The 21,250-nt window shown below is 38.6% G+C and carries 23 protein-coding genes; 3 read left to right on the top strand and 20 right to left on the bottom strand.

Features of this window, described 5'->3' with window-relative positions; genetic code table 11:
- Nucleotides 1-14 precede the first annotated feature (14 nt).
- The 4 genes from murB to tsaE are packed head-to-tail and all read right to left on the bottom strand — an operon-like array spanning nucleotide 15 to nucleotide 2,443.
- Nucleotides 15-908, bottom strand: coding sequence for a UDP-N-acetylmuramate dehydrogenase (gene murB / locus ACQ4QH_RS02455; protein ID WP_439819164.1), 894 nt, complete (start codon nucleotides 906-908; stop codon nucleotides 15-17).
- 15 nt (nucleotides 909-923) lie between these two features.
- Complete coding sequence (locus ACQ4QH_RS02450) at nucleotides 924-1,457, bottom strand: 3'-5' exonuclease (protein WP_439819163.1); 534 nt, start codon at nucleotides 1,455-1,457, stop codon at nucleotides 924-926.
- A gap of 12 nt (nucleotides 1,458-1,469) precedes the next feature.
- Nucleotides 1,470-1,982, bottom strand: coding sequence for a GNAT family N-acetyltransferase (locus ACQ4QH_RS02445; protein ID WP_439819162.1), 513 nt, complete (start codon nucleotides 1,980-1,982; stop codon nucleotides 1,470-1,472).
- Complete coding sequence (gene tsaE, locus ACQ4QH_RS02440; RefSeq protein ID WP_439819161.1) at nucleotides 1,982-2,443, bottom strand: tRNA (adenosine(37)-N6)-threonylcarbamoyltransferase complex ATPase subunit type 1 TsaE; 462 nt, start codon at nucleotides 2,441-2,443, stop codon at nucleotides 1,982-1,984. Before tsaE ends, ACQ4QH_RS02445 begins: the two co-directional genes overlap by 1 nt.
- A gap of 124 nt (nucleotides 2,444-2,567) precedes the next feature.
- On the opposite strand from tsaE, the gene ACQ4QH_RS02435 reads away from it, so the two are divergent.
- Nucleotides 2,568-3,053, top strand: a complete 486-nt coding sequence (locus tag ACQ4QH_RS02435) for a transposase (protein ID WP_096740512.1) — start codon at nucleotides 2,568-2,570, stop codon at nucleotides 3,051-3,053.
- An 8-nt stretch (nucleotides 3,054-3,061) separates the two neighbouring features.
- Entirely contained in the window at nucleotides 3,062-3,922 is an 861-nt protein-coding gene (locus ACQ4QH_RS02430; protein WP_002829237.1) for an IS3 family transposase, read from the top strand.
- 67 nt (nucleotides 3,923-3,989) lie between these two features.
- Here the strand turns inward: ACQ4QH_RS02430 and ACQ4QH_RS02425 are convergent, their stop codons facing one another.
- The 3 genes from ACQ4QH_RS02425 to ACQ4QH_RS02415 all read right to left on the bottom strand — a co-directional run bounded on the left by ACQ4QH_RS02425 (nucleotide 3,990) and on the right by ACQ4QH_RS02415 (nucleotide 6,841).
- A complete protein-coding gene (locus ACQ4QH_RS02425; protein WP_002828888.1) occupies nucleotides 3,990-4,967 on the bottom strand; it encodes a linear amide C-N hydrolase in 978 nt (325 codons plus the stop codon).
- Nucleotides 4,968-5,066: 99 nt separating this feature from the next.
- Entirely contained in the window at nucleotides 5,067-6,047 is a 981-nt protein-coding gene (pta, locus tag ACQ4QH_RS02420) for a phosphate acetyltransferase (RefSeq protein ID WP_439819160.1), read from the bottom strand.
- A gap of 128 nt (nucleotides 6,048-6,175) precedes the next feature.
- Nucleotides 6,176-6,841 (bottom strand): uracil-DNA glycosylase, encoded by a 666-nt coding sequence (locus ACQ4QH_RS02415; RefSeq protein ID WP_439819159.1) that lies wholly within the window; start codon nucleotides 6,839-6,841, stop codon nucleotides 6,176-6,178.
- 125 nt (nucleotides 6,842-6,966) lie between these two features.
- Between ACQ4QH_RS02415 and ACQ4QH_RS02410 the strand changes: the two genes are divergently transcribed.
- On the top strand, nucleotides 6,967-7,524 hold the full coding sequence (locus ACQ4QH_RS02410; protein WP_439819158.1) for a hypothetical protein: 558 nt from the start codon (nucleotides 6,967-6,969) through the stop codon (nucleotides 7,522-7,524).
- Between the two features lie 128 nt (nucleotides 7,525-7,652).
- On the opposite strand, the gene ACQ4QH_RS02405 is transcribed toward ACQ4QH_RS02410, so the two are convergent.
- From ACQ4QH_RS02405 to ACQ4QH_RS02345, 13 genes are all read right to left on the bottom strand, one after another.
- Complete coding sequence (locus ACQ4QH_RS02405) at nucleotides 7,653-8,390, bottom strand: amino acid ABC transporter ATP-binding protein (protein WP_439819157.1); 738 nt, start codon at nucleotides 8,388-8,390, stop codon at nucleotides 7,653-7,655.
- Nucleotides 8,390-9,841, bottom strand: a complete 1,452-nt coding sequence (locus tag ACQ4QH_RS02400; RefSeq protein ID WP_439819156.1) for an amino acid ABC transporter substrate-binding protein/permease — start codon at nucleotides 9,839-9,841, stop codon at nucleotides 8,390-8,392. The genes ACQ4QH_RS02405 and ACQ4QH_RS02400 overlap by 1 nt, the downstream gene beginning before the upstream one ends.
- 182 nt (nucleotides 9,842-10,023) lie before the next feature.
- On the bottom strand, nucleotides 10,024-10,494 hold the full coding sequence (gene smpB, locus ACQ4QH_RS02395; protein ID WP_439819155.1) for an SsrA-binding protein SmpB: 471 nt from the start codon (nucleotides 10,492-10,494) through the stop codon (nucleotides 10,024-10,026).
- A gap of 22 nt (nucleotides 10,495-10,516) precedes the next feature.
- A complete protein-coding gene (gene rnr / locus ACQ4QH_RS02390; RefSeq protein WP_439819154.1) occupies nucleotides 10,517-12,868 on the bottom strand; it encodes a ribonuclease R in 2,352 nt (783 codons plus the stop codon).
- A gap of 74 nt (nucleotides 12,869-12,942) precedes the next feature.
- Nucleotides 12,943-13,182 carry a preprotein translocase subunit SecG gene (gene secG, locus ACQ4QH_RS02385; RefSeq protein WP_002828898.1) on the bottom strand — a complete coding sequence of 80 codons (240 nt, stop codon included), beginning with the start codon at nucleotides 13,180-13,182 and terminating at the stop codon, nucleotides 12,943-12,945.
- A 134-nt stretch (nucleotides 13,183-13,316) separates the two neighbouring features.
- A complete protein-coding gene (gene eno / locus ACQ4QH_RS02380) occupies nucleotides 13,317-14,675 on the bottom strand; it encodes a phosphopyruvate hydratase (protein WP_439819153.1) in 1,359 nt (452 codons plus the stop codon).
- A gap of 260 nt (nucleotides 14,676-14,935) precedes the next feature.
- Nucleotides 14,936-15,193, bottom strand: a complete 258-nt coding sequence (locus ACQ4QH_RS02375) for a hypothetical protein (protein ID WP_439819152.1) — start codon at nucleotides 15,191-15,193, stop codon at nucleotides 14,936-14,938.
- 183 nt (nucleotides 15,194-15,376) lie between these two features.
- Nucleotides 15,377-15,697, bottom strand: coding sequence for a hypothetical protein (locus ACQ4QH_RS02370; protein WP_439819151.1), 321 nt, complete (start codon nucleotides 15,695-15,697; stop codon nucleotides 15,377-15,379).
- A gap of 92 nt (nucleotides 15,698-15,789) precedes the next feature.
- Nucleotides 15,790-16,566: a triose-phosphate isomerase gene (tpiA, locus tag ACQ4QH_RS02365; RefSeq protein ID WP_131473809.1), complete on the bottom strand. Its 777-nt coding sequence runs from the start codon at nucleotides 16,564-16,566 to the stop codon at nucleotides 15,790-15,792.
- A 265-nt stretch (nucleotides 16,567-16,831) separates the two neighbouring features.
- Complete coding sequence (locus tag ACQ4QH_RS02360) at nucleotides 16,832-18,517, bottom strand: alpha-glucosidase (RefSeq protein ID WP_439819150.1); 1,686 nt, start codon at nucleotides 18,515-18,517, stop codon at nucleotides 16,832-16,834.
- Between the two features lie 320 nt (nucleotides 18,518-18,837).
- Complete coding sequence (gene ptsP, locus ACQ4QH_RS02355) at nucleotides 18,838-20,565, bottom strand: phosphoenolpyruvate--protein phosphotransferase (RefSeq protein ID WP_439819149.1); 1,728 nt, start codon at nucleotides 20,563-20,565, stop codon at nucleotides 18,838-18,840.
- A 39-nt stretch (nucleotides 20,566-20,604) separates the two neighbouring features.
- Nucleotides 20,605-20,871, bottom strand: a complete 267-nt coding sequence (locus ACQ4QH_RS02350) for a phosphocarrier protein HPr (protein WP_075269226.1) — start codon at nucleotides 20,869-20,871, stop codon at nucleotides 20,605-20,607.
- Nucleotides 20,872-21,056: 185 nt separating this feature from the next.
- Complete coding sequence (locus ACQ4QH_RS02345; protein ID WP_140837617.1) at nucleotides 21,057-21,242, bottom strand: hypothetical protein; 186 nt, start codon at nucleotides 21,240-21,242, stop codon at nucleotides 21,057-21,059.
- Between the last annotated feature and the right edge of the window lie 8 nt (nucleotides 21,243-21,250).

Genomic DNA, 21,250 nt, shown 5'->3' with positions numbered 1-21,250 from the left:
CTCCTTTTCTTTGTTTATTTTCTCCCAAGTACCCGAACTTCAGTTTCTAAGTTTACTGAAAACTTTTCATACACGACATCTTGAACATGTTTAATTAAATGAACATAGTCACTTCCAGTTGCTTGGCCACGATTAACAATAAAACCCGCATGTTTTGTAGATACTTGCGCACCACCAATTTGGTATCCTTGTAGACCGGAATCCATAATCAATTTACCAGCAAAATACCCAGTTGGTCGCTTAAAAACTGATCCACATGACGGAAATTCTAAAGGCTGTTTTTGCGCACGACGGGTATTAAAATCAGCCATTTTTTCTCCAATTTCTGATCGTTTTCCAGGCTGCATGGTAAATGTTGCTCTAATAATGACATCACCCGTTTCTTGAACCAAACTATGACGATAACCGAATGCCAATTCAGTTGCAGAATATGTTTTTATTTCGCCTGCTGGCGTGATGACATCAATACTTTGTACAACTTGATCGATTTGACCGCCATATGCCCCTGCATTCATAAAAACAGCGCCACCAATAGAGCCAGGGATACCTGCAGCCCATTCTAAACCAGTTAATGAATAATCATATGCGGTTTGTGCTACCTCAATTATCCATGCTCCTGCTTCAGCGGTGATGCTATTTTTAAAAACTTCAATTTGATGCATATCAGTCAAGAAAATAACTACACCTTGTCGGCCATCATCAGTAATAACCAAATTTGATGCATTACCAAGAACTGTAATGGGTAAATCAGTCGCATTCGCAAAATGGACAACCTGCTGTAGTTCTTGCTGTGTTTTCGGCCAAAAGCACCAATCTGCTGGACCACCAACACGTGTATTTGTATAATCTCCTAAATTAACATTCGCCCGAATGTTATAACTTGGAAACATTTCATTCAACATCTTCATTTTTCAATTCCTTAATTAAATCACTTTAACCAACTGTTTCAATGGTTCAACACCAAAATCAGTTGCTTGCCGTACTAAAATTTCAGCTGCTGCTACTGTATCATTAAGAGCATTATGATGGTGCTTTAAATCAATTCCTAACGCTTCCGCTACCGTATTTAATTTATGATTTGGTAATTCTGGATAGAGTTTTCGTGAAGTGCGTACAGTATCTAAAGATAAATAATGTGGCAAGTCAATATCATAATGAGTTAATGTTTCTCGCAAAACACCATTATCAAACGGTGCATTATGAGCGATAACTAATTGACTAGGTGTATAAAACTGCTGAATTTGCTCCCAAACTTCTGGAAAAATTGGTGCATTACGGACATCAGCTTCAGTAATGCCATGAATACGAGTATTTCGCTTATCAAAAAAACTATCTGGTTTAATTAATGTATAAAATTCATCAACAAGTTTGTTATCGCGCACAACTGCCAATCCAAGCGATACAGCACTATAACGCTTAGCACTTGCAGTTTCAAAGTCCATTGCAATAAAATTCATAGTTACACCTCATCAATCGTTGACCGTCCAGGCCATGTCAAAAGCTGGTACCCGCTTTTGATTACTATTCATAATTTCACTTTCAGATCCGGGAATACGCTTAAAGCCCATTTTTTCATAAATATGAATTGCAACTTCATTAATTGTTTGTACTGTTAATACCAATTGATCAACTGAGCTAAAGGTTGTTGCCCAGTCTAAAATTTCTGCAATCATCGCTTGCGCTAACCCGTTACCTTGATAATCAGCCAAAACTGCAACCCCAATCTCTGCGACCCTGGGCTGTCTAGGCTTTGCTGCAGCCGAAGCCAAACCAACTAATTGCCCCTCCTCAGTAGCAGACACTAGCATAATGTTATTCGTTGTCGTCTGCAGAATATCAATATTATCAGCTTCATCCGCTACTTCGATTGTTTCAGGATCTTGTGCAATCATAAATGTGCTAGATTCATCTTGTAATTGAAATAGCAGTCCCATCAGTTTTACTGCATCTTGTCTATCTGCAGGCCGTACAAATATTTCCATTATGCCTCCATTGCTGCTAGTAATTGGTTTGAGCGATGACCAGTTGCTGTAATTGTAATCAGTCTTTCTGTCTCCGAACCTGCAACCCGTTCAAACAAAATTTTTAATACGTCGTCAGGTAAATCAGGCCTAATATACTGTGACCATTCAACTAATGCAACGCCGTCGCCACCGAAATACTCTGATAATCCTAAATCCTCTGCATTTCCTTCTTCACCTAGACGATAAACATCCAGATGGTATAAAGGAAACTTCTTTGTATGGTATTCACGTACCAAAGTAAACGTTGGACTCTTGACGGGCCTTCTCACACCCAATTCTTTTGCAAATCCCTGTGTAAAAGTAGTTTTTCCTGCTCCTAAATCACCTGACAACAAAATTGTGTCACTAGCTACCACATTTTTTGCCAATTTAGCAGCTAATTCTTGTGTTTCATTCACTGTGTTTACTAATATTCTCATAGTTAAAAGTATACCATTTTTGACCAACTGATTACAGAGCACAAACGACTCAGATAAAGGAAAAAAAGCTCAACATGAACTGAACCCCATGAGTTGGAGTAAATCTAACTCATGGGGTTTTCTTATGTTCTCGAAAGAAATTCAAATTGAAGCAGTATCGATGTATCTCAAAGGTGTTCCGCCCGTTGAAATACGGAGAAAATTCGGAATCAAAGCTCATTCGACTCTTGAAATCTGGGTGAAATCAATCAAACAGGATGGTATTTATGGAATCAAAGATTCCCACAGAAACAAGACAAGTTATCCGTATTCCTTTAAAATCAAGGTAATTAATTGGCGACTGAATCACAACGCGTCGTATCCCATAACGGCTAGAAAGTTTAGGATAACAAGTCCATCTTTAATTTGGCATTGGGAACGTGCGCTAGAGTCTGGTCGGCTAAAACCTGATAAACGAAGGCGGAAACGAACTATGAATAAGCAAGAACACGACAAGATCAAGAAGCTCGAAGAAGAGAATGAACTACTTCGAATTAAGGTAGCCTACTTGGAAAAACTCGAGGCCTTAGCTCAGGAAAAGAAGAAATTACAAACCAAGACAAAGCGGTAGTAATCACTGTGCTAAGGCAAGAGTTGAAGTGCAAGTTGAAGCTGCTTCTTCAAGTAGCCGAGATGTCTAGCAGTAGTTATCATGACGCGTGCAAGCGTGCGTACAAGGAGTATCCACGTGAGTTAATTGATGCGATTATATCAATTCGTGATGACAACCCGGACTACGGTTACCGTCGTGTCACACAAGAGCTTCGTAATCGTGGCTTCAACACCAACCATAAGGTTGTGCTGAAAATTATGAAGATGAACGGGCTTCTCTGTACTGCTTTCAACCGTCTGACACGGAAGTACAATTCTTACGCCGGCACTGTCGGACATATCTCACCGAATCGTGTAAACCGTCGGTTCACAACGGATCGACCATATCAGAAGGTTCTCACCGACGTCACTGAAGTCCGTTGGGGATCAGGCACGATGGCTGAACGTGCTTATTTCACCGCCTATATTGATGTTTATAGTGGTGAGATTCTCACTTGGAATATCGATCTTCATCCAACTGTCGAGTTCGTCACAAAGCCATTAGATGAGCTTCTACAAAATAGGCCAGAATTGAATTATCGAATGACAATTCACTCTGACCAAGGTTTCCAATATCAAAATTATGAGTATGTATCACGGCTAAAGACTAACCGTGTGTTCCAGAGCATGAGTCGCAAAGCGACATGCCTAGATAACGCAATGGCTGAGAGTATCTTCCACATCTTGAAGGTAGGAACGGTACATAACAACCATTATCAAAGTTATGACGAATTAAAGTCCGGCATAACTAACTATGTCTATTACTACAACAATAAGCGGATAAAAACAAAACTGGCCGGAAGAACTCCGGTTCAATACCGAAATCTTTCCGACCAGTTAGCCGCTTAAACGTCACTCCAATTTTTGGGGTTCAGTTCAACATAAACTTTTTACGGAGCTTTAATTACACGATATTTTAATTTAATTGATTAACTGTTAACTCATCGGGGACATTATAAACGACTGCCTCAGTGGCAGTTAGCATGTCATCCGTTAACTGTAATTTAGACATTTCGCCTTGATGATAAGACTGAAAATAATAACTGCGGCTTTCAGCCACCGTAGCTGCTCGGTAGACAGAGAATGTTTGCTGATGTGTCAAATTTTGTGGTACCGTCACACTATCTAATAAATGCCAACTTGTAATAATTGCCTCTGCTTCATCCGCAGGTTGATCAGCACGTTCTTTTAGATACGCTGCTCTTAAAAAGCGTGCACCAGGTGAGTAAGAACCTGGTGGTGTCGCTTTTCCGGATAGTTTTCCCGTCGTTACTTTAGGAACGTTAATTGGCATTTTACCCGCCTTAAACTCTGGTTTAAAATCAACATATTTTTCTAATTGCTGAATTTGACGCTCAAAATGAGGACTATTAGTTACCACTCCCAGTGGATTCGCCACAATTCTCATTGGCCAAGTCGTTGGCTCAATCACGACGATGGCCCCCGTAGGATCAGTGACAGCAAAATGTAATTCAGGATTGCCATACTTTATGACACTATTTTTCTGAGACATTAGTTGAATGTCAGCAATATGTTCAGTGATATCAGCAATGGATTTAAAATTTCCTAATAGCCAAAATACAAATTCAAACGGTGCAATCTGCACTTTAGAATCGTCAATTTCATCCACAAAGTGTGCGCCATTACCAAACGTTAATTTTTGTGCACATAGACCATATTCATTAACACCATCTGCAATGTCTGTTCGTTTATTACTTAATTCACCGCCACCAATGAAGGCATACTTGTTTTGTATGAGATGTCGATTAAATGATGAATGCCATTGATATTTTCTAGGTACAAACATTGGTGAATTCTCTAACCTTGGCCAATCCATTGTTCGCGACAAAACATGTACACCATTACGTGCAACTTGAAAAATACTCGTACACATACGCTGTCCCTCTCACCTTATATATTAAAAAGCGCCATGACACATCTCATCTGTAATTTCCCAACGAATTTGTGTTATGTCGCTCCTCTATTAATTTATCTAGTTTTCTAATGCCTGTGCAGCCGTAATAATAGCGACCTTATAGACATCTTCCTCATTGGCACCTCGTGACAAATCTGAAACAGGCTTTGCTAATCCTTGTAAAATTGGGCCAACCGCTTCAAAGCCGCCTAAACGTTGGGCAATTTTATACCCAATATTGCCAGATTGTAGATCAGGGAAGATAAAGACATTTGCTTGGCCTGCAATCTCAGAATCTGGTGCCTTTGACTTAGCAACCTCAGGAACGAACGCTGCATCAAATTGTAGCTCGCCATCAAGTGCTAGTGATGGCTCTAGTTCCTTAGCAATTTTAGTTGCTTCTGAAACTTTATCTACTTGTGGTGCCTTGGCTGAGCCCTTTGTAGAAAAGCTTAACATCGCAACCTTTGGATCAATACCAAAAACTTTTGCCGTCTTAGCTGACTGAATAGCGATTTCTGTCATCGTTTGTGCATCAATGTCAATATTGATCGCTGCATCAGCAAAGATATAACGTTCGTCATGACGTTGCATGACAAACGCACCAGAAATTCTTGATGAACCTGGCGCTGTTTTGATAATTTGCAAAGCAGGACGAACAGTATCCCCCGTTGGATGTGTTGCGCCAGATACCATACCATCGGCTAAATTCATATAGACTAACATCGTACCAAAATAGTTCACATCAGTAACCCACTTTTTAGCAGTCGCTGTATCTGTCTTGCCATGACGACGTTCAATAAGTTCATGAATCATATCGTTCAACTTATCTTCAGGGTAACTTGCTGGATCAATAACTGTTATGTTTGATAAATCAAATTGATGTTTTTCAGCCGTTGCGTCAATCAATGACTGCTTTCCTAATAAAATTGGCTTAACTAGGCCATCAGCAGCTAAACGAATTGCTGCACCTTGAACACGTGCATCTTCCCCCTCCGGAAATACAAGCGTCTTATTTTGTCCTTTTATCTTACTTGCTAATTGCTCAAACAACTCCATGATCAACAAACCCCCGTCTTTTTTTAAAATTATTTTTTATTACGTATTCTATTATACCATAGCGGCACTAAACCCATTGATGTATAGCCATTTCTAAGTGTTTCACTTTAGCAACAAAATATATCAATTTATACCCACTTAATAGGTGCAACATTATTTTTTTGCAAAAATTCGTTGGTTTTGCTGAATGGCTTAGCGCCAAAAAAGCCACGATAAGCAGACAATGGACTTGGATGAGGCGCTTGTAACACCAAGTTTTGTTCGCCGTTAATTAGCTGCTTTTTATTTTGTGCTTGTTTACCCCACAAAATAAAAACAGTTGGTTGGTTTCGTTCTGCGACAAGTTTAATAATTTCATCAGTCAGCTGTTCCCATACTTCGCCTGTATGTCCCCCTGCATGGTGAGCTGGTACTGTTAAAACTGTATTTAACAGTAAAACACCTTGTTTTGCCCAAGGATGTAAATCACCATTGTTGGGTGCAGTAACTGCTAAATCATCTGTTAATTCTTTATAAATATTAATCAATGACTTAGGCAGAGCCATCGTTGCTGGTACAGAAAAACTCAACCCTTGCGCTTGTCCAGGGTTTGGATATGGATCTTGCCCTAAAATCACGACTTTCACCTTGTTTAACGGGGTTTCTTTTAACGCAGCAAATACATTTTGTCGTTCTGGGTAAACCGTATCGACTAAATAAACTGTATCTAAAAACTCTTGGATGCGTCCAATATAATTTGGCTGCAATACTGATTGCAATGCATCTGCCCAATCTTTTGGTAATAGCTCTGGCATATCGACTCCTATTTTCATAATTTGAATTCATATATATCTATTATACCGACTAAAACACGTTCAAACATGATTATGTTAGAATAAAATGATGAGTAATCTTTTTCATGTCATGACGAGGTGTTTATATGCATGATTTACTAATGTCAAAAGTACGTGAACAATTTGATGGTATAACTACTGTCACAACTTACACAAATGTCGTCAAATACATTATCTCTGGACAAATCGGTCAACGGTACGATACAATCACCATTTATAATCAGTCCTACGAACCACTTGCTAAGATTACACAAATTTCAAGTGGTATTATTCCTAGGTTCATTTTAGCAAACCATCAACGAGAAGTCGGTTCAATCGGTCTTTCACTGAAGTTACACGAATTATTATTTGTAAACAACTTAAACTGGTTTGTCCTTGGTAGTCTTGAAAAACGTCACTTTCAAATAAAAACAGTTAGTCAACAATTAGCAACTGCAACCCCAAGTAAAGATCAACGTCTATTAATCAAAATTTCTGATACACATCAAGAGCCACTTTTATTATTGATTATTGCCTTTTTAGATCGATGGGAATTTATTGCTCATGGGCACCCACTAGCTTGGCCAAGTATTTTCAATATGCCAGTCCCACGTTTGACACCATTTATTAATTCTAAAACATTAAAATATCTACCTAAAAAATAAAAAGGCTGGGACAGAAATTGTCTCAGCCTCTATTTTTTGCGCTAAAAGTGCGTAATTAAGAGCATATTAGTTTTATAGCATAAACGCGTTCCAAAAGTCTGAAGCCGGCTTTTGTCTCGCTCTCTTATTTATACATTCAAAACTTTGTCTAAGAAATCACGTGTACGTGGATCTTGTGGATGATCAAAAATTTCTTTTGGTGCACCTTCTTCACGAATATAACCATCTGCGAAGAATACCACACGATCAGCGACCTGTTTAGCAAAGCCCATTTCGTGAGTCACCACAATCATCGTCATACCTTCTTCAGCAAGTTCTTTCATAACTGCTAAAACATCACCAACCATTTCTGGGTCTAATGCTGATGTTGGTTCATCAAATAACATAATTTCCGGATTCATAGCCAAAGCACGCGCAATTGCAACACGTTGCTTTTGACCACCAGATAAGGTGTCAGGCTTAACATCTGCCTTATCAGCTAGACCAACACGATCTAAAAGACTTTTAGCATTTGCAATCGCTTCACTTTTGGTCATCTTACCTAATTGTACTGGTGCTAACGTCATATTCTCCATGACTGTTAGATGAGGAAAAAGGTTAAAGTGTTGGAATACCATACCAACCTTTTCACGTATCTTGTCGATATTCACCTTAGGCTGATTGATATTCTGACCATCAATCGCAATTTCACCACTATTAATTTCTTCAAGCTTATTCAATGCACGTAGAAATGTAGATTTACCAGAACCAGAAGGGCCAATCATTACGACAACTTCACCTTCTTCAACAGCCAAGCTCAATCCTTTTAGCACTTCATTTTTTCCAAAGCTTTTATGAACATCACGTGCTTCAATAACTGTTGCCATTATTTGATCCTCTTTTCTACCCAATTTGATAACCAAGTTAATAGTGTAATAACGATAAGATATAGAACTGCAATCATTAACCAGACTCTAAATCCTTGCAAATTACGCGCAATGATTAATGTACCTGTTTGTGTTAATTCAATAATACCAATTGCTGACAGAATTGATGTATCCTTCAACGTAATAATAAATTGGTTAATAAAACTTGGTATCATTAAGCGAATTCCTTGTGGCATAACAACTTTGCGCATTGCCTTACCATAAGGTAGCCCCAATGAACGTGCTGCTTCAAGCTGTCCTGAATCGACCGACTTAAATCCACCACTAACGAAAGCACCAATATAAGCACCTTCATTCAAAATCAATGTGATAACACCCGCTGTAAATGCCGGAATTTTTTGTCCAGTTAAGTTGGGAATTCCAATATATATAAAGAAAGCTAGAACAAGCATTGGTAACCCACGGAAAATATAAATAATTGTCGTTGAAAGGCCACGAGCAAACTTACTTGGCATAACGCCTAAAATACCTAGGAATATTCCCCAAATGGCTGCCAGAATAATTCCCACCAAGGTCAACTCTAACGTCTTAACTAGCCCACTAGATAGCGCACTCTTATTTTCTTTAAAAAGATCCCAAATAGTTGTTTTTTGATTTTCAGTTTGGTTAGCTGCATTCTTTTTATAGTTGTAGCCACCTTTTCCTAGATATCGGTTAACAATTTTGTCATAAGTACCATCTTTTACGATTTCTGCATAACCCGCATTGAATTTTTTTAATAGTTCAGCATTAGCAGACTTTTTGACACCAAAACCATACCAATTACCTTTGGCTGGTTTTGTGACAATTTTTAGATTTGTACCTTGCTGAATCGCATATGCCATAACTGGTTGATCCTCAAAAACAGCAACCGTATTACCAATCAAAACATCATTATACATCGTATTTGAATCATTAAAGAAGGTCACCTTAAAACCATACTTTTTTGACATTTCACGTGCGTAATCTGCTCCAGCACTACCTGTTTTTGCAGCAACTGTTTTCCCTTTTAGGTCAGACAATCCCTTAATTTTTGATTTTTGTGAGACTGCCATAACAATACCGCTTTTATAGTATGGTGTTCCAAAGTCAAAAGTATTTTTACGCTCGTCTGTTATGGACATACCAGCAACGATACCATCAACTTGACCGGCCTGAACTGCCTGCACACCAGCATTGAAGCTCATCGGCTTTAGTGTATAGGTAAAGTTTTCGCGTTTTGAAATTTCTTTCAACATATCCATATCAATTCCACGATACTTCCCGTTATCTGTTTGAAACTCAAATGGTGGAAATGTTGTATCAGTTGTAATGGTATAGTTTGGTGTTGCTGCATGCACAGCTGGTGAACTTACTGTTATCCCAACTGCCAGCCCAACTAACGCCATTAGACTAATTAACCACTTGCGCATTGTCTATTCCTCCAAGACTCTAATTTTTACATTCATACTAATTTATTTTACGCTATTCACACTATAAAAAGCTATCTTGTGTCAGTTTTTCTGACACTAAATATAATTTGTCAGTAAATTAAAAACACTGATTTAATGGATTCTATGTTGAATCACTATCAAACCAATGTTTTTAAAAATTATCAATAACGTTTCTTCATTGTTCGATGTAGCTCACGATCTTGATCACGCTTTTTGATTGTTTCACGTTTATCATAATTATGCTTACCGGTTGCAACACCAATTAAAACCTTTGCAAAACCATGTTTTAGATAAACTTTCAAGGGCACAATCGTTTTACCTTGTTGTGCAACAGCAGCCTGTAATACTTGAATTTCTTTCTTATGCAAGAGTAACCGTCGACTACGTAGCGGATCGTGGTTAAACCGATTCCCCTGTTCGAATGGACTAATATGCACATTATCTAACCAAGCTTGGCCATCACGAACTTGAACAAAGCCATCCCCAATCGTGATTTTGCTAGCACGAACTGATTTGATTTCTGTTCCAGTCAATTCAATGCCTGCTTCATAAGTTTCAGCAATTGCATAATTATATCGTGCTTTATTATTAGTTGCCAATGCACCATCAGCACGCTGCTTTTTTTTAGCCATGACAACCCCCTGATTCTAATTACTAATGACGACCTTTTCGGTTAGTACCTTGATGCTTGGAATCTGGTTTACGTTTATTTTGATAGGCACCAAATGCCTTACCATCATTATGAGTTTTGTTGCCCTTTGACGAATGATTACGCTTATCATGTTGACGGCGCTCACCACGATTTTTACCAAATGCCCCACGATGTTCTTCTGGTACCTTGATGTCAGTCAAAGGTGCTTCATCTGGATCTACCAGCACAAAGTCAATCGATGCTTGTTCCTTATCAACACGAACAACACGAACTTTCACCGGTTGACCAATCTGATAGATATGATGTAAGCGACGACCAATCAATGCCATGTGTGCCTCATCATAAACATATTGATCATCAGTAAAGTTTGACACGTGAATCAATCCTTCAACTGTGTTTTCTAATGAAACAAACATACCGAACTTTAACACACCGTTGACAACACCATCAAACTCTTGACCAACTTTGTCCATCATGAACTCAGCCTTCTTCATCGCGTCAGTATCACGCTCCGTATCGACTGCACGACGCTCTTTAACAGAAGTATCTTCACCAATTTGTGCGAGTTTATCTGCGTACTTTGCCTGTGCTTCTTCACCAAGCCCATTCTTTTCATACCATTTGATCAATCGGTGAACAGTTAAATCAGGATAACGACGAATTGGTGATGTAAAGTGTGTATAGTATTGTGCACCAATTCCAAAGTGACCTAATGGTTCATTTGAATACTTTGCTTGTTTCATTGTGCGAAGCATCATCGTTGAAACCATCTGCTCTTCCGGACGACCAACAAAGAAATTATGAATCGCTTGCAAATCGGTTGACTGTATCTTTTCAGGATCCAACTTTACTGGTGCTCCCAAAGCTTTTACAAATTCAACAAAGTTTTGCACACGATCAGCATCCGGCGTTTCGTGAATACGATATAAGAATGGTACCTTAGCTAAGTCAAAGTGCATCGCAACAGTTTCATTTGCTGCTAACATGAATGATTCAATAATCCGTTCTGATAAACCACGTTCACGTAATTCAATATCAGTGGGTTTTCCTTGATCATCAACAATAATTTTTGCTTCGGGTGCATCAAACTCAATTGCTCCTCGTGCCGTACGCTTTGCCGACAAAATCTGATGTAGTTCAGCCATGTCTTCAAACATTGGAACTAATTCTGCATATTCAGAACGTGTTTCTTCATCACCATCCAAGATGGCATTCACTGCCTTATAAGTCATACGTGCATGTGATCGCATCACTGATGTATGTAGACGATGATTAACCAAGTTCCCTTTTGGCGTGAACTCCATTTCAGCCGACATCGCTAATCTATCAACACCTGGATTCAATGAAGCAATCCCATTTGAGATTTTACGTGGCAACATGGGAATCACACGATCCGTTAGATAAACAGATGTACCACGACTATAAGCTTCTTCATCCAAAGGTGTCCCTTCAATCGCATAATGTGACACATCAGCAATATGAACGCCTAAATGGAAATTACCATTTGGTAACTTCCAAACAACAACCGCATCATCCAAGTCTTTTGATTCAATTGAATCAATTGTAACTAATGGTTGGTCGGTAATATCTTCACGTCCCTCACGTTCACTATCTAAGACTTCGTCAGGAATCGCTTCTGCCTGCTTCATTGCATCTTCAGGAAATACGTGTGGCACGTCGTGGTTGTAAACAATTTCCAAAATATCAACACCAGGATCATCTTTATAACCAATTTTGTCTGTTATGACACCTGTAAAGTGCTTTGGCATCTCAGCTGACGGATATGTTGCAATGGATGCCACAACAACTTCACCATCTGTAGCAACTAAACCACCTTCTTTGACTAAAAATTCAAATGAAGAAAACTTTTTATCAGTTAATCGTATGCTACCAATATAGCCCGTGTAGTCACTACCGAGAGCGAATTCTCCAACAACTTGTTCACGTCCGTGAGTAATAATTTCCTCAACCTTACCCTCTGGACCGCGTTTCTCATCACCTTTATTCAGTAATTTTACGCGTACTTCATCGCCTTGGGTTGCAAAGGCCGTATTATCTGGGTTAATAAACACATCTGGTGCCGTTTCATCGTAATGAACAAACCCGAAGCCTTTATCATTGGCCTTAAAGATTCCAATCACACCTTCATGATCAGCATTGTACTGGAATGCCCCAGCATCGTTGACCTTAACTTTGCCAGCACGTTCCAAAGCCGCTAATGCTTGCACAACTAGTTTAAAAGCATTTGCATCATTTAATCGCAACCCATCTGTTAACGTTTGTGCTGGATACGCTTGGGTTGGATTACCTTTCAAAAAACCAAATAATTGGTTTTGTAAATTTTGTAACTCCATTAATTTCTCACTATTCTTAAAATGAAAGACCCCTCGTAATAACTGTCACGAGAGGTCTTGAGCACTGGTTATTTTTAATGTGAAGAAAGGTAAACAAGCGCCAATCCCAAAATAAACCAGATTGCTGCAAGAACTGCTGTAACTCGTTGCATCACAGCGACAAATCCCCGGGCCTTTTGGGTTGCAAACAAGTCACCACCACCGCCACCTGATAATGCTGACAAAGCATCCTGTTGCTTAGATGGTTGCATCATAACCGCAATAATAATTAGTGCACCCACTATAATCATTGCTGTTAATAGTATGTTGTACATCCTGGTGCCTCCTCTTTCTTCTATCTCTAATCATATATACTTTTATAGCATAACATAGGTAATAAATTGTCTCAATAAAAAAAGTGAGACTGATCAATAATTTCATCAGTCTCACATACTTTTATGCTAATTAATTATTTTGCTTCGTAGTTAACAATTGCATCACGTGCAGACTTGTCAATGTTGTAGAAGCTGTTAATACCCTTGTATTCCGCAACCTTATCAGTCAACAAATCTTCAATACGCATCAATTGATTGTACTTAGCGATACGGTCAGTACGTGACATTGAACCAGTCTTAATTTGACCAGCGTTGGTTGCAACAACCAAGTCAGCAATTGTTGTATCTTCAGTTTCACCTGAACGATGTGAAACGATAGCTGTATAACCAGCTTCCTTTGCCATTTCGATTGCTTCAACAGTCTCTGTCAAAGTTCCGATTTGGTTAACCTTAATCAAGATAGCATTGGCAGCACCCTTAGCAATACCCTTTGCCAAGAAGTCAGTGTTCGTTACGAAGAAGTCATCACCAACGATTTGTACCTTGTTACCAAGACGCTCAGTCAACTTTGCCCAGTTATCCCATTGCTCTTCATCGTTCAAATCTTCAGCTTCTGCCAAAGGATCCTCAACAGAAACAACTGGGTACTTCTCAATCAAGTTTTCTAGATAATCGATGAATTCATCAGTTGTGTATTCCTTCTTATCAGGTTCACCAGCCAATGTATAAATCTTCTTTTCATGATCATAGAATTCTGAAGAGGCAACGTCAAAGGCAATTGCCACATCCTTTCCTGGCTTGTAACCAGCGCGTTCAATCGCTTGCAACAAGTATTGGAATGGCTCTTCATTTGAAGTAAAGTTAGGGGCAAATCCACCTTCGTCACCAACAGCAGTTGAATGACCTGGTTCCTTCAACAAAGCTTGCAAAGCGTGGAAAGTTTCTGAACCCATACGAACAGCTTCAGCAACTGACTTAGCACCAACTGGCATAATCATGAACTCTTGGAAGTCGACTGAGTTATCAGCGTGTGCTCCACCATTAACAACGTTCATCATTGGTGTTGGCAAGACCTTTGAGTTAAATCCACCAAGGTAGTTGTACAATGGTGTACCTAATTCATCAGCAGCGGCACGTGCAGCTGCAATTGAAACACCTAAGATAGCGTTGGCACCCAACTTACCCTTGTTTGGCGTACCATCCAAGTCGATCATTGTGCGATCCAACAAAACTTGATCAGTAACATCCATACCAATCAACTTGTCCTTGATTACTTTGTTAACATTTTCAACAGCCTTTAAAGTTCCTTTTCCAAGGAAACGACCCTTATCACCATCACGTAATTCGACAGCTTCGTTAACACCAGTTGAAGCACCAGATGGCACGATACCACGACCAAAGCCACCTAATTCAGTGTAAACTTCAACTTCAACAGTAGGGTTACCACGTGAGTCTAAAACTTCGCGTGCATAAATATCAGTAATTGCAGACATGTTGTCTTCTCCTTACTTATTCTTGAAAGTATAGTTAAATATGGGAATATCCCTCGAGACTTATTGTAACATAATTCACAGTATATGCTAACAACGACGTCTGTAAGTTTAATAACGAACACAGAAAATTCGCATTATCTTCACAATCAAGCGACCGCTTTTTAATTATTCTTAAAAATTTCCGCGCTGACGTTACTAATTTGCAAGTTATTTGTTGTTGTTTTGTTATACTATTGACTGTCATGTAATTGTTAAGCACGTTAAACTATACTTGTTATTACATTATTTTTGGGGAGAAGATTTATGAAAAGAGCAATTTTCACAATTTCATTATTAGTTTGTCTATTATTCATCATTCCAATCTTCTTCCTAAGTACATCACAAGCTTTTTCTGGCTGGTTAACAGATCCAAAAGAGCAAGTCACCCATCTACAAGCACAAAAACAATCTAAAGCAGAATCAAGATCAAACTTAGCAAAATTTAGTTCGAGATTAGCTGCCAGTGGTGTCTCAGTCATCTCTAGTAACTCTGAAAGTGCAGTTGATCCTCATCGTACTGTGATGACCTCTCAAAAGCCTAAAGATTCCCAGACTTCCCAACGAGCCACAAGTCAAGAAATGTTATCTCATTCAACCAACACAAATCGAGATAGCTCATCAAGTCAACCAACAAGTTCTAGTTCACAACATAGTTCAAGTAGCTACAGTTCATCTAGCATACCGAGTTCTTCTACTTCAAGCAATTCTTCAAGTAACTCTAGTTCTTCAAGTTCTTCTAACAGTTCTAGTTCTTCAAGCTCTTCTACTTCTTCAAGCAGTTCTAGCTCTTCAAGTAGTTCAAATAACTCTAGCTCTTCTAATTCCTCAAGTAATAGTAGTTCAGTTAATAGCAGCGAAAGTTCTAGCACTAGTGGCTCTGAAAACTCGACTACAAATCGTGATTCAAACTCAAAAGAATCTGATAGTAGTAAAGAAACAAGCAATACACAGGAAAGTTCAGTTGTGACTCCCGCACCTGACACGGCTATCTCATCTGTTGATTAACAATGAAACATAACCATTAGAAACTGAAAGGGTGTCAATCTACCTATTAGATTGACACCCTTTTAATTTGTTATAAATTACGTTTTGCTTGCTCTGCTAAACTGATCAGTTCAATAAATGTTGCGGCATCCAATGCGGCATCCCCAACTAAAACACCATCAATGTCTGGCTGTTTCAAAAGTTCATACGCATTTGCTGGTTTCACAGAACCTCCATACAAAATTCGAACATGATCCGCAACTTCTTGATCAAACATATCCGCAACTGTTTGACGAATCACTCGCAAACTTTTTTGTGCTGCTTCTGGACCCATTGCTTGCCCTGATCCAATCGCTGCCGTTGGTTCATAAGCCAACATTAATCGACTCATTTCTTCACGTGTCACACCCTTTAATGATTCAACCACCTGGTTTACAATCCAATGTGCGTGGTCATTGAGTGATTCCAATTGAACAGCTTCATCAATTGCAATAATTGGTGATACACCATTACGCAAAGCAGCCAATGTTTTTAGATTGACCATTTCATCCGTTTCACGAAAATAGTTTCGGCGCTCAGAGTGACCAATAATCACTCGACTAATGCCTAAATCAGCAAGTGCTGCTGGACTTGTTTCACCTGTATATGCACCCTTATCCTGCCAGTACATATTTTCAGCCCCAATTTCAATTGATGTTCCCTTAGCAGCAGTCACCATTGCATTTAACAAGACATCTTGTCCTGCTAATACTGCATCCACATGCGGATATGCTGCCAATTTTGGCGAAACTTCAGCGATATAACGTTCTACCTCACTTGGCAATTTGTTCATTTTCCAGTTTGCTATAACAATTGGTCGTCGTAACATCCTCTTTTACCACCCCTCATCGTGCTTATTCTGATTATACCACGCTTACCAATTCAAATTTACTTAATGAACAAATCAATGTTTTGATATTATACTGGTTCAGATAAAATTGCTTAATTCACATGAAAAAGGTCATCAACCTACCAATTTTAAGTTGATAGATTGATGACCTTAATCGTATGCCATAAACCGAATGACTAATAAATCATCCAACAGTTTATAAGACCAATATGAAATATGCACCTTACTTTATTATTCACAATCGTTAATTGGCATTAAGTCCCATAACTACTGCTGAGTATCCAGCCATTTTAACATGAATGTCATCGATTGTGATATTTCCTACTTTTTCTAACACGTCTCCAGCATGGCGCGCATCAAATTCTGCTAATTCATGGCTTAGATTAACAAATACCGTTAATACTTGTCCACCAAGTATGCGCTGATAGCCAATAACTGTTTCAGGCAATGAAACAATTGGTTGGAAATCACCTGTGGTTATAACTGATTGCCATGCTAAATCATGATGCAGTTGACCTAATCTCTTGTAATAGTTCAAAACAGAATTTTCATCTGCTGACTCTGTCTGTACATCAATGCCTTCTCTATCATTTCCCATATCAAGCCATGGTTCTGTTTCAGAGAAGCCAGCAAATTTAGAACTATTCCATTGCATTGGTACTCGTGCATTATCACGTGATTTATCGTTAATCGATGCTAGAGCACTTTCCTTAGAATAACCATCCTTAATCGCCATTTGATAATTATTGATTGATGAGACATCATTAAATTCTGAAATATCCTTACGGACGAAATTCTTCATTCCTATCTCTTGGCCTTGGTAAATAAATGGCACACCTGGTAAGAAATAATACATGGTTGCCAATGCCTTTGCGGCTGTGGGTGTTTGATCATGCTTATCAGGTACTAGCTTTGATAATACTCTGGGTTGATCATGATTCTCTAAAACATTGGCAAGTGTACCAGGAACCTGACCAGCAACCTGTTGTGACTCAAATAGTGCTTCACGCAGATCCTTTACTGTCCATTGACTACGGCCACGATACCATTCATCAGTATTTAGGACATCAATATTCATATATGAAAAGTCAAAGATCATCGAAAAATAGCCATTTGGACCAATATATTTCTTTAAATCTTTCTCCGGAACACCGTATGCTTCACCAACTGTAATGGCATCATATTTATCAAATGTTTCTTGCTTCAGTTCTTTCAAGAAGGCATCAATACCTGGTCGATTTTGCCCCTTCTTAATAACCGAGACCAGGCCATCACTGCCATCGGCAGGTAAACTAGCCCAATCTAAGTCTTTCTTCAAATGAGTAATCGCATCAACTCTGAATCCTGCCACACCTAATTCCAACCACCAGTTAATCATTTGATATATTTCCTGACGCAACGCCGGGTTTTCCCAATTAAGATCTGGTTGTTGTGGGGCAAAAGTATGAAAATAGAACGTATTTGGCTCATCAACAACTGGCTCCCATGTTGAGCCACCGAAAATACTACGCCAATTATTCGGTACATCGCCATTATTGGTCCTTTTAAAAATAAAGTAATCACGGTACTTACTTTCGGGATCTGCTAATGCTTGTTTAAACCATTCATGTTGATCAGAAGTATGATTGACAACTAAATCCATAATCACTTTAATATGACGTTTTTTAGCTTCAGACAAGAAAACTTTAAACTCATCTAGTGAACCAAATTGCGGATCAATGTCTTGATAATCAGCAATATCATAACCCATATCAACCATTGGTGATTTGTAAATTGGTGCTACCCAAATCATTGTGACCCCTAATTCTTGAATGTAATCCAAATGATCAATCATTCCTTGAATATCACCAATGCCATCATGATTCGTATCTTGAAAAGAACGTGGATAAATCTGATAAACAATCTCGTTTTGCCACCATTTTGTAGACATCTATATATTCCCCCAAATATTTCATTAATGGTTTTAGCATATATGAGCTAGATTAAATATTCAATCCTAATTCGTTCTAAAAAGAAAACGCTTACAAAATATGTTTTTCAATAAATAAATCACAATTGTTATTTATTTAAATATTATTACATTTTAAAATATTTATTTATTATAAAATAATGATATTAATTATATTTAACCAGCTATTAAATGTTACCGGTAACATATTTTGAGAAAAATTACTAAGCGTGGAAAACGAAATTGTAAAAATGGTTAAAAAAAAGAACAACCATTTTGGTCGCTCTCACAATTTTTATCAACTAGTCAGCTGAAACATTAGATTTTACTAACGCAACAACTTCATCATTTGTTTCGGCATCAACAGCTTTAGCAGCTAATTCAGCCATATCTTTCGTGTCCAACTTCTTCATCAATGAACGTGCCTGTAGAATAGAAGTTGCAGACATTGAGAACTCATCTAATCCCATACCAACAAGAATTGGCAATGCAATTGGGTCTCCTGCCATCTCACCACACATTGCAGCAAACTTACCATACTTATGTGCGGAATCAATCACATTCTTAACCAAGCGTAAGATTGATGGGTTGTATGGTTGGTACAAATATGACACACGATCATTACCACGATCAGCAGCCATAGAGTACCCAATTAAGTCATTGGTTCCAATTGAGAAAAAGTCCACTTCTTGTGCAAACTTATCTGCCAAAACCGCAGCCGCTGGAATTTCAATCATAATACCAAGTTTAATGTCATCTGACACTGGCGTACCCTCTGCAACTAACTTAGCCTTTTCTTCATTGAAAATGTCACGAGCAGCACGGAATTCTGGTAACGTTGCAACCATTGGGAACATGATCCAAAGTTGTCCGTAAACTGAAGCACGTAGTAATGCACGTAACTGCGTACGGAAAATATCGTCACGATCTAGAGAAATACGAATGGCACGGTAGCCAAGGAAAGGATTTTCCTCTTCAGGCAATGGCAAATATGGCAAGTGCTTATCACCACCAATATCCATTGTACGAACCGTAACTGGCTTACCGTCCATACTCTTTAATACCTTTTTATAAGACTCAAATTGATCATCTTCTGTTGGCAATTCTGAAGAATCCATGTACAAGAACTCTGTACGATATAGTCCAACACCTTCAGCACCATTATCAATGACACCATCAAGGTCTTTTGGTGTTCCAATATTTGCTCCAATGACAAATTCTTTGCCGTCAGCTGATACAGACTTTTCGTCTTTCAACTTAGCCCATTCCACTTTCTTAGCAGCGTATTGATCACCTTTTGCTTGATAAGTCGTGATTTCATCTTCTGTTGGATTTACCAACGCCACACCATCAAGACCATCTAAGATAACTGTGTCACCCTCATTGATTTCCTTCGTAGCAACTTCAGAACCAACAATTGCAGGGATTTCCAATGTACGGGCCATAATAGCAGCATGTGCCGTACGACCACCAACATTTGTAATGAACCCTTTGACATAGCGACGATCTAATTGTGCAGTATCAGAAGGTGTCATATCTTGCGCAACAATAACAACTTCTTCATTGATCAATGCTGGATTTGGTAATTCCTTATCAAGCAAGTGACTTAACACACGCTTTGTCACATCGCGGATGTCAGCGGCACGTTCAGCCATGTATGGATTATCATCTGCCATACCTTCAAACATGCTAATAAACATATCTGTAACAGCTTTTAAAGCTGCCTCAGCATTTGTTTTATCACTATCGATTTTATCGTTAATGTTACCCAAAAGCTCTGGATCTTCAGTAACCATGATGTGTGCTGTAAACACTTCAGCTTCATCCGCACCCATTGATTCTTCTGCTTTTGCACGAATCTTTTCCAAATCTGCCTTAGAAGACAAAAAGGCCGCCTTGATGCGGTCTTTCTCACCTTGAGTATCGTCGATTGTGCGAGTCTCAAAAGACAGATCTGGGTCAACTAACTTATAAGCCTTTGCAATTGCAACACCATTTGATGCAGCAATTCCTTTAATTTTATTAGTCATTCTATTTCCCCTAGAACCTGTTTAACCTAATCTAAAAAACTAGTCTGTCAAACCTTCTGCTGACATTGTTTCTGCAATAGCTGACAAAGCATCTGCTTCATCATCACCTTCAGCAGAAATCTTAACATCTGCGTTTTGACCAACACCTAGTGACATAACACCCATGATTGACTTCAAGTTAACGTCCTTACCTTGGTATGATAGTGTGACGTTTGATGAGAACTTTGAAGCTGCTTGTACCAACAAAGTTGCTGGGCGAGCGTGAATACCAGTTTCGGCTACAATGTGAAATTCGCGTGATTCCATGGTGATAATCTCCTCTAAATTTAAATATTATTCTTTTACTTTGGGTTAAGTTAAATTATGCTTTCAACAATCAATTTTAACCAACCTTCATACGTTTATTCTATCAGGTATAAGACATATTCGCAAGCGCTTACATATTTTTTTCATAAAATATAATTTGTTATCGTTAAGCTATAAATTTTATTCTATGATGCTTCGTCATCTTTTGCTGTATATGTAATTATACCACCACGTTCGGCAGTGCCCCTAATTGCATTTTGATAGGGATAATCTCGCCATACAACATAAAAATCAGAAAACTCTTTTGCAGTGACCACAAATTCATCTAATTCGCCTGATCTTAGTTGATCTAACATCTGACTATAATCCATTCTGCCTC

It is taken from the genome of Weissella paramesenteroides (assembly GCF_051903945.1).
Classification (GTDB): Bacteria; Bacillota; Bacilli; order Lactobacillales; family Lactobacillaceae; genus Weissella; species Weissella paramesenteroides_A.
Note: the sequence above shows the minus strand (reverse complement) of the source record. Positions and strands in the feature narration are given on the sequence as shown.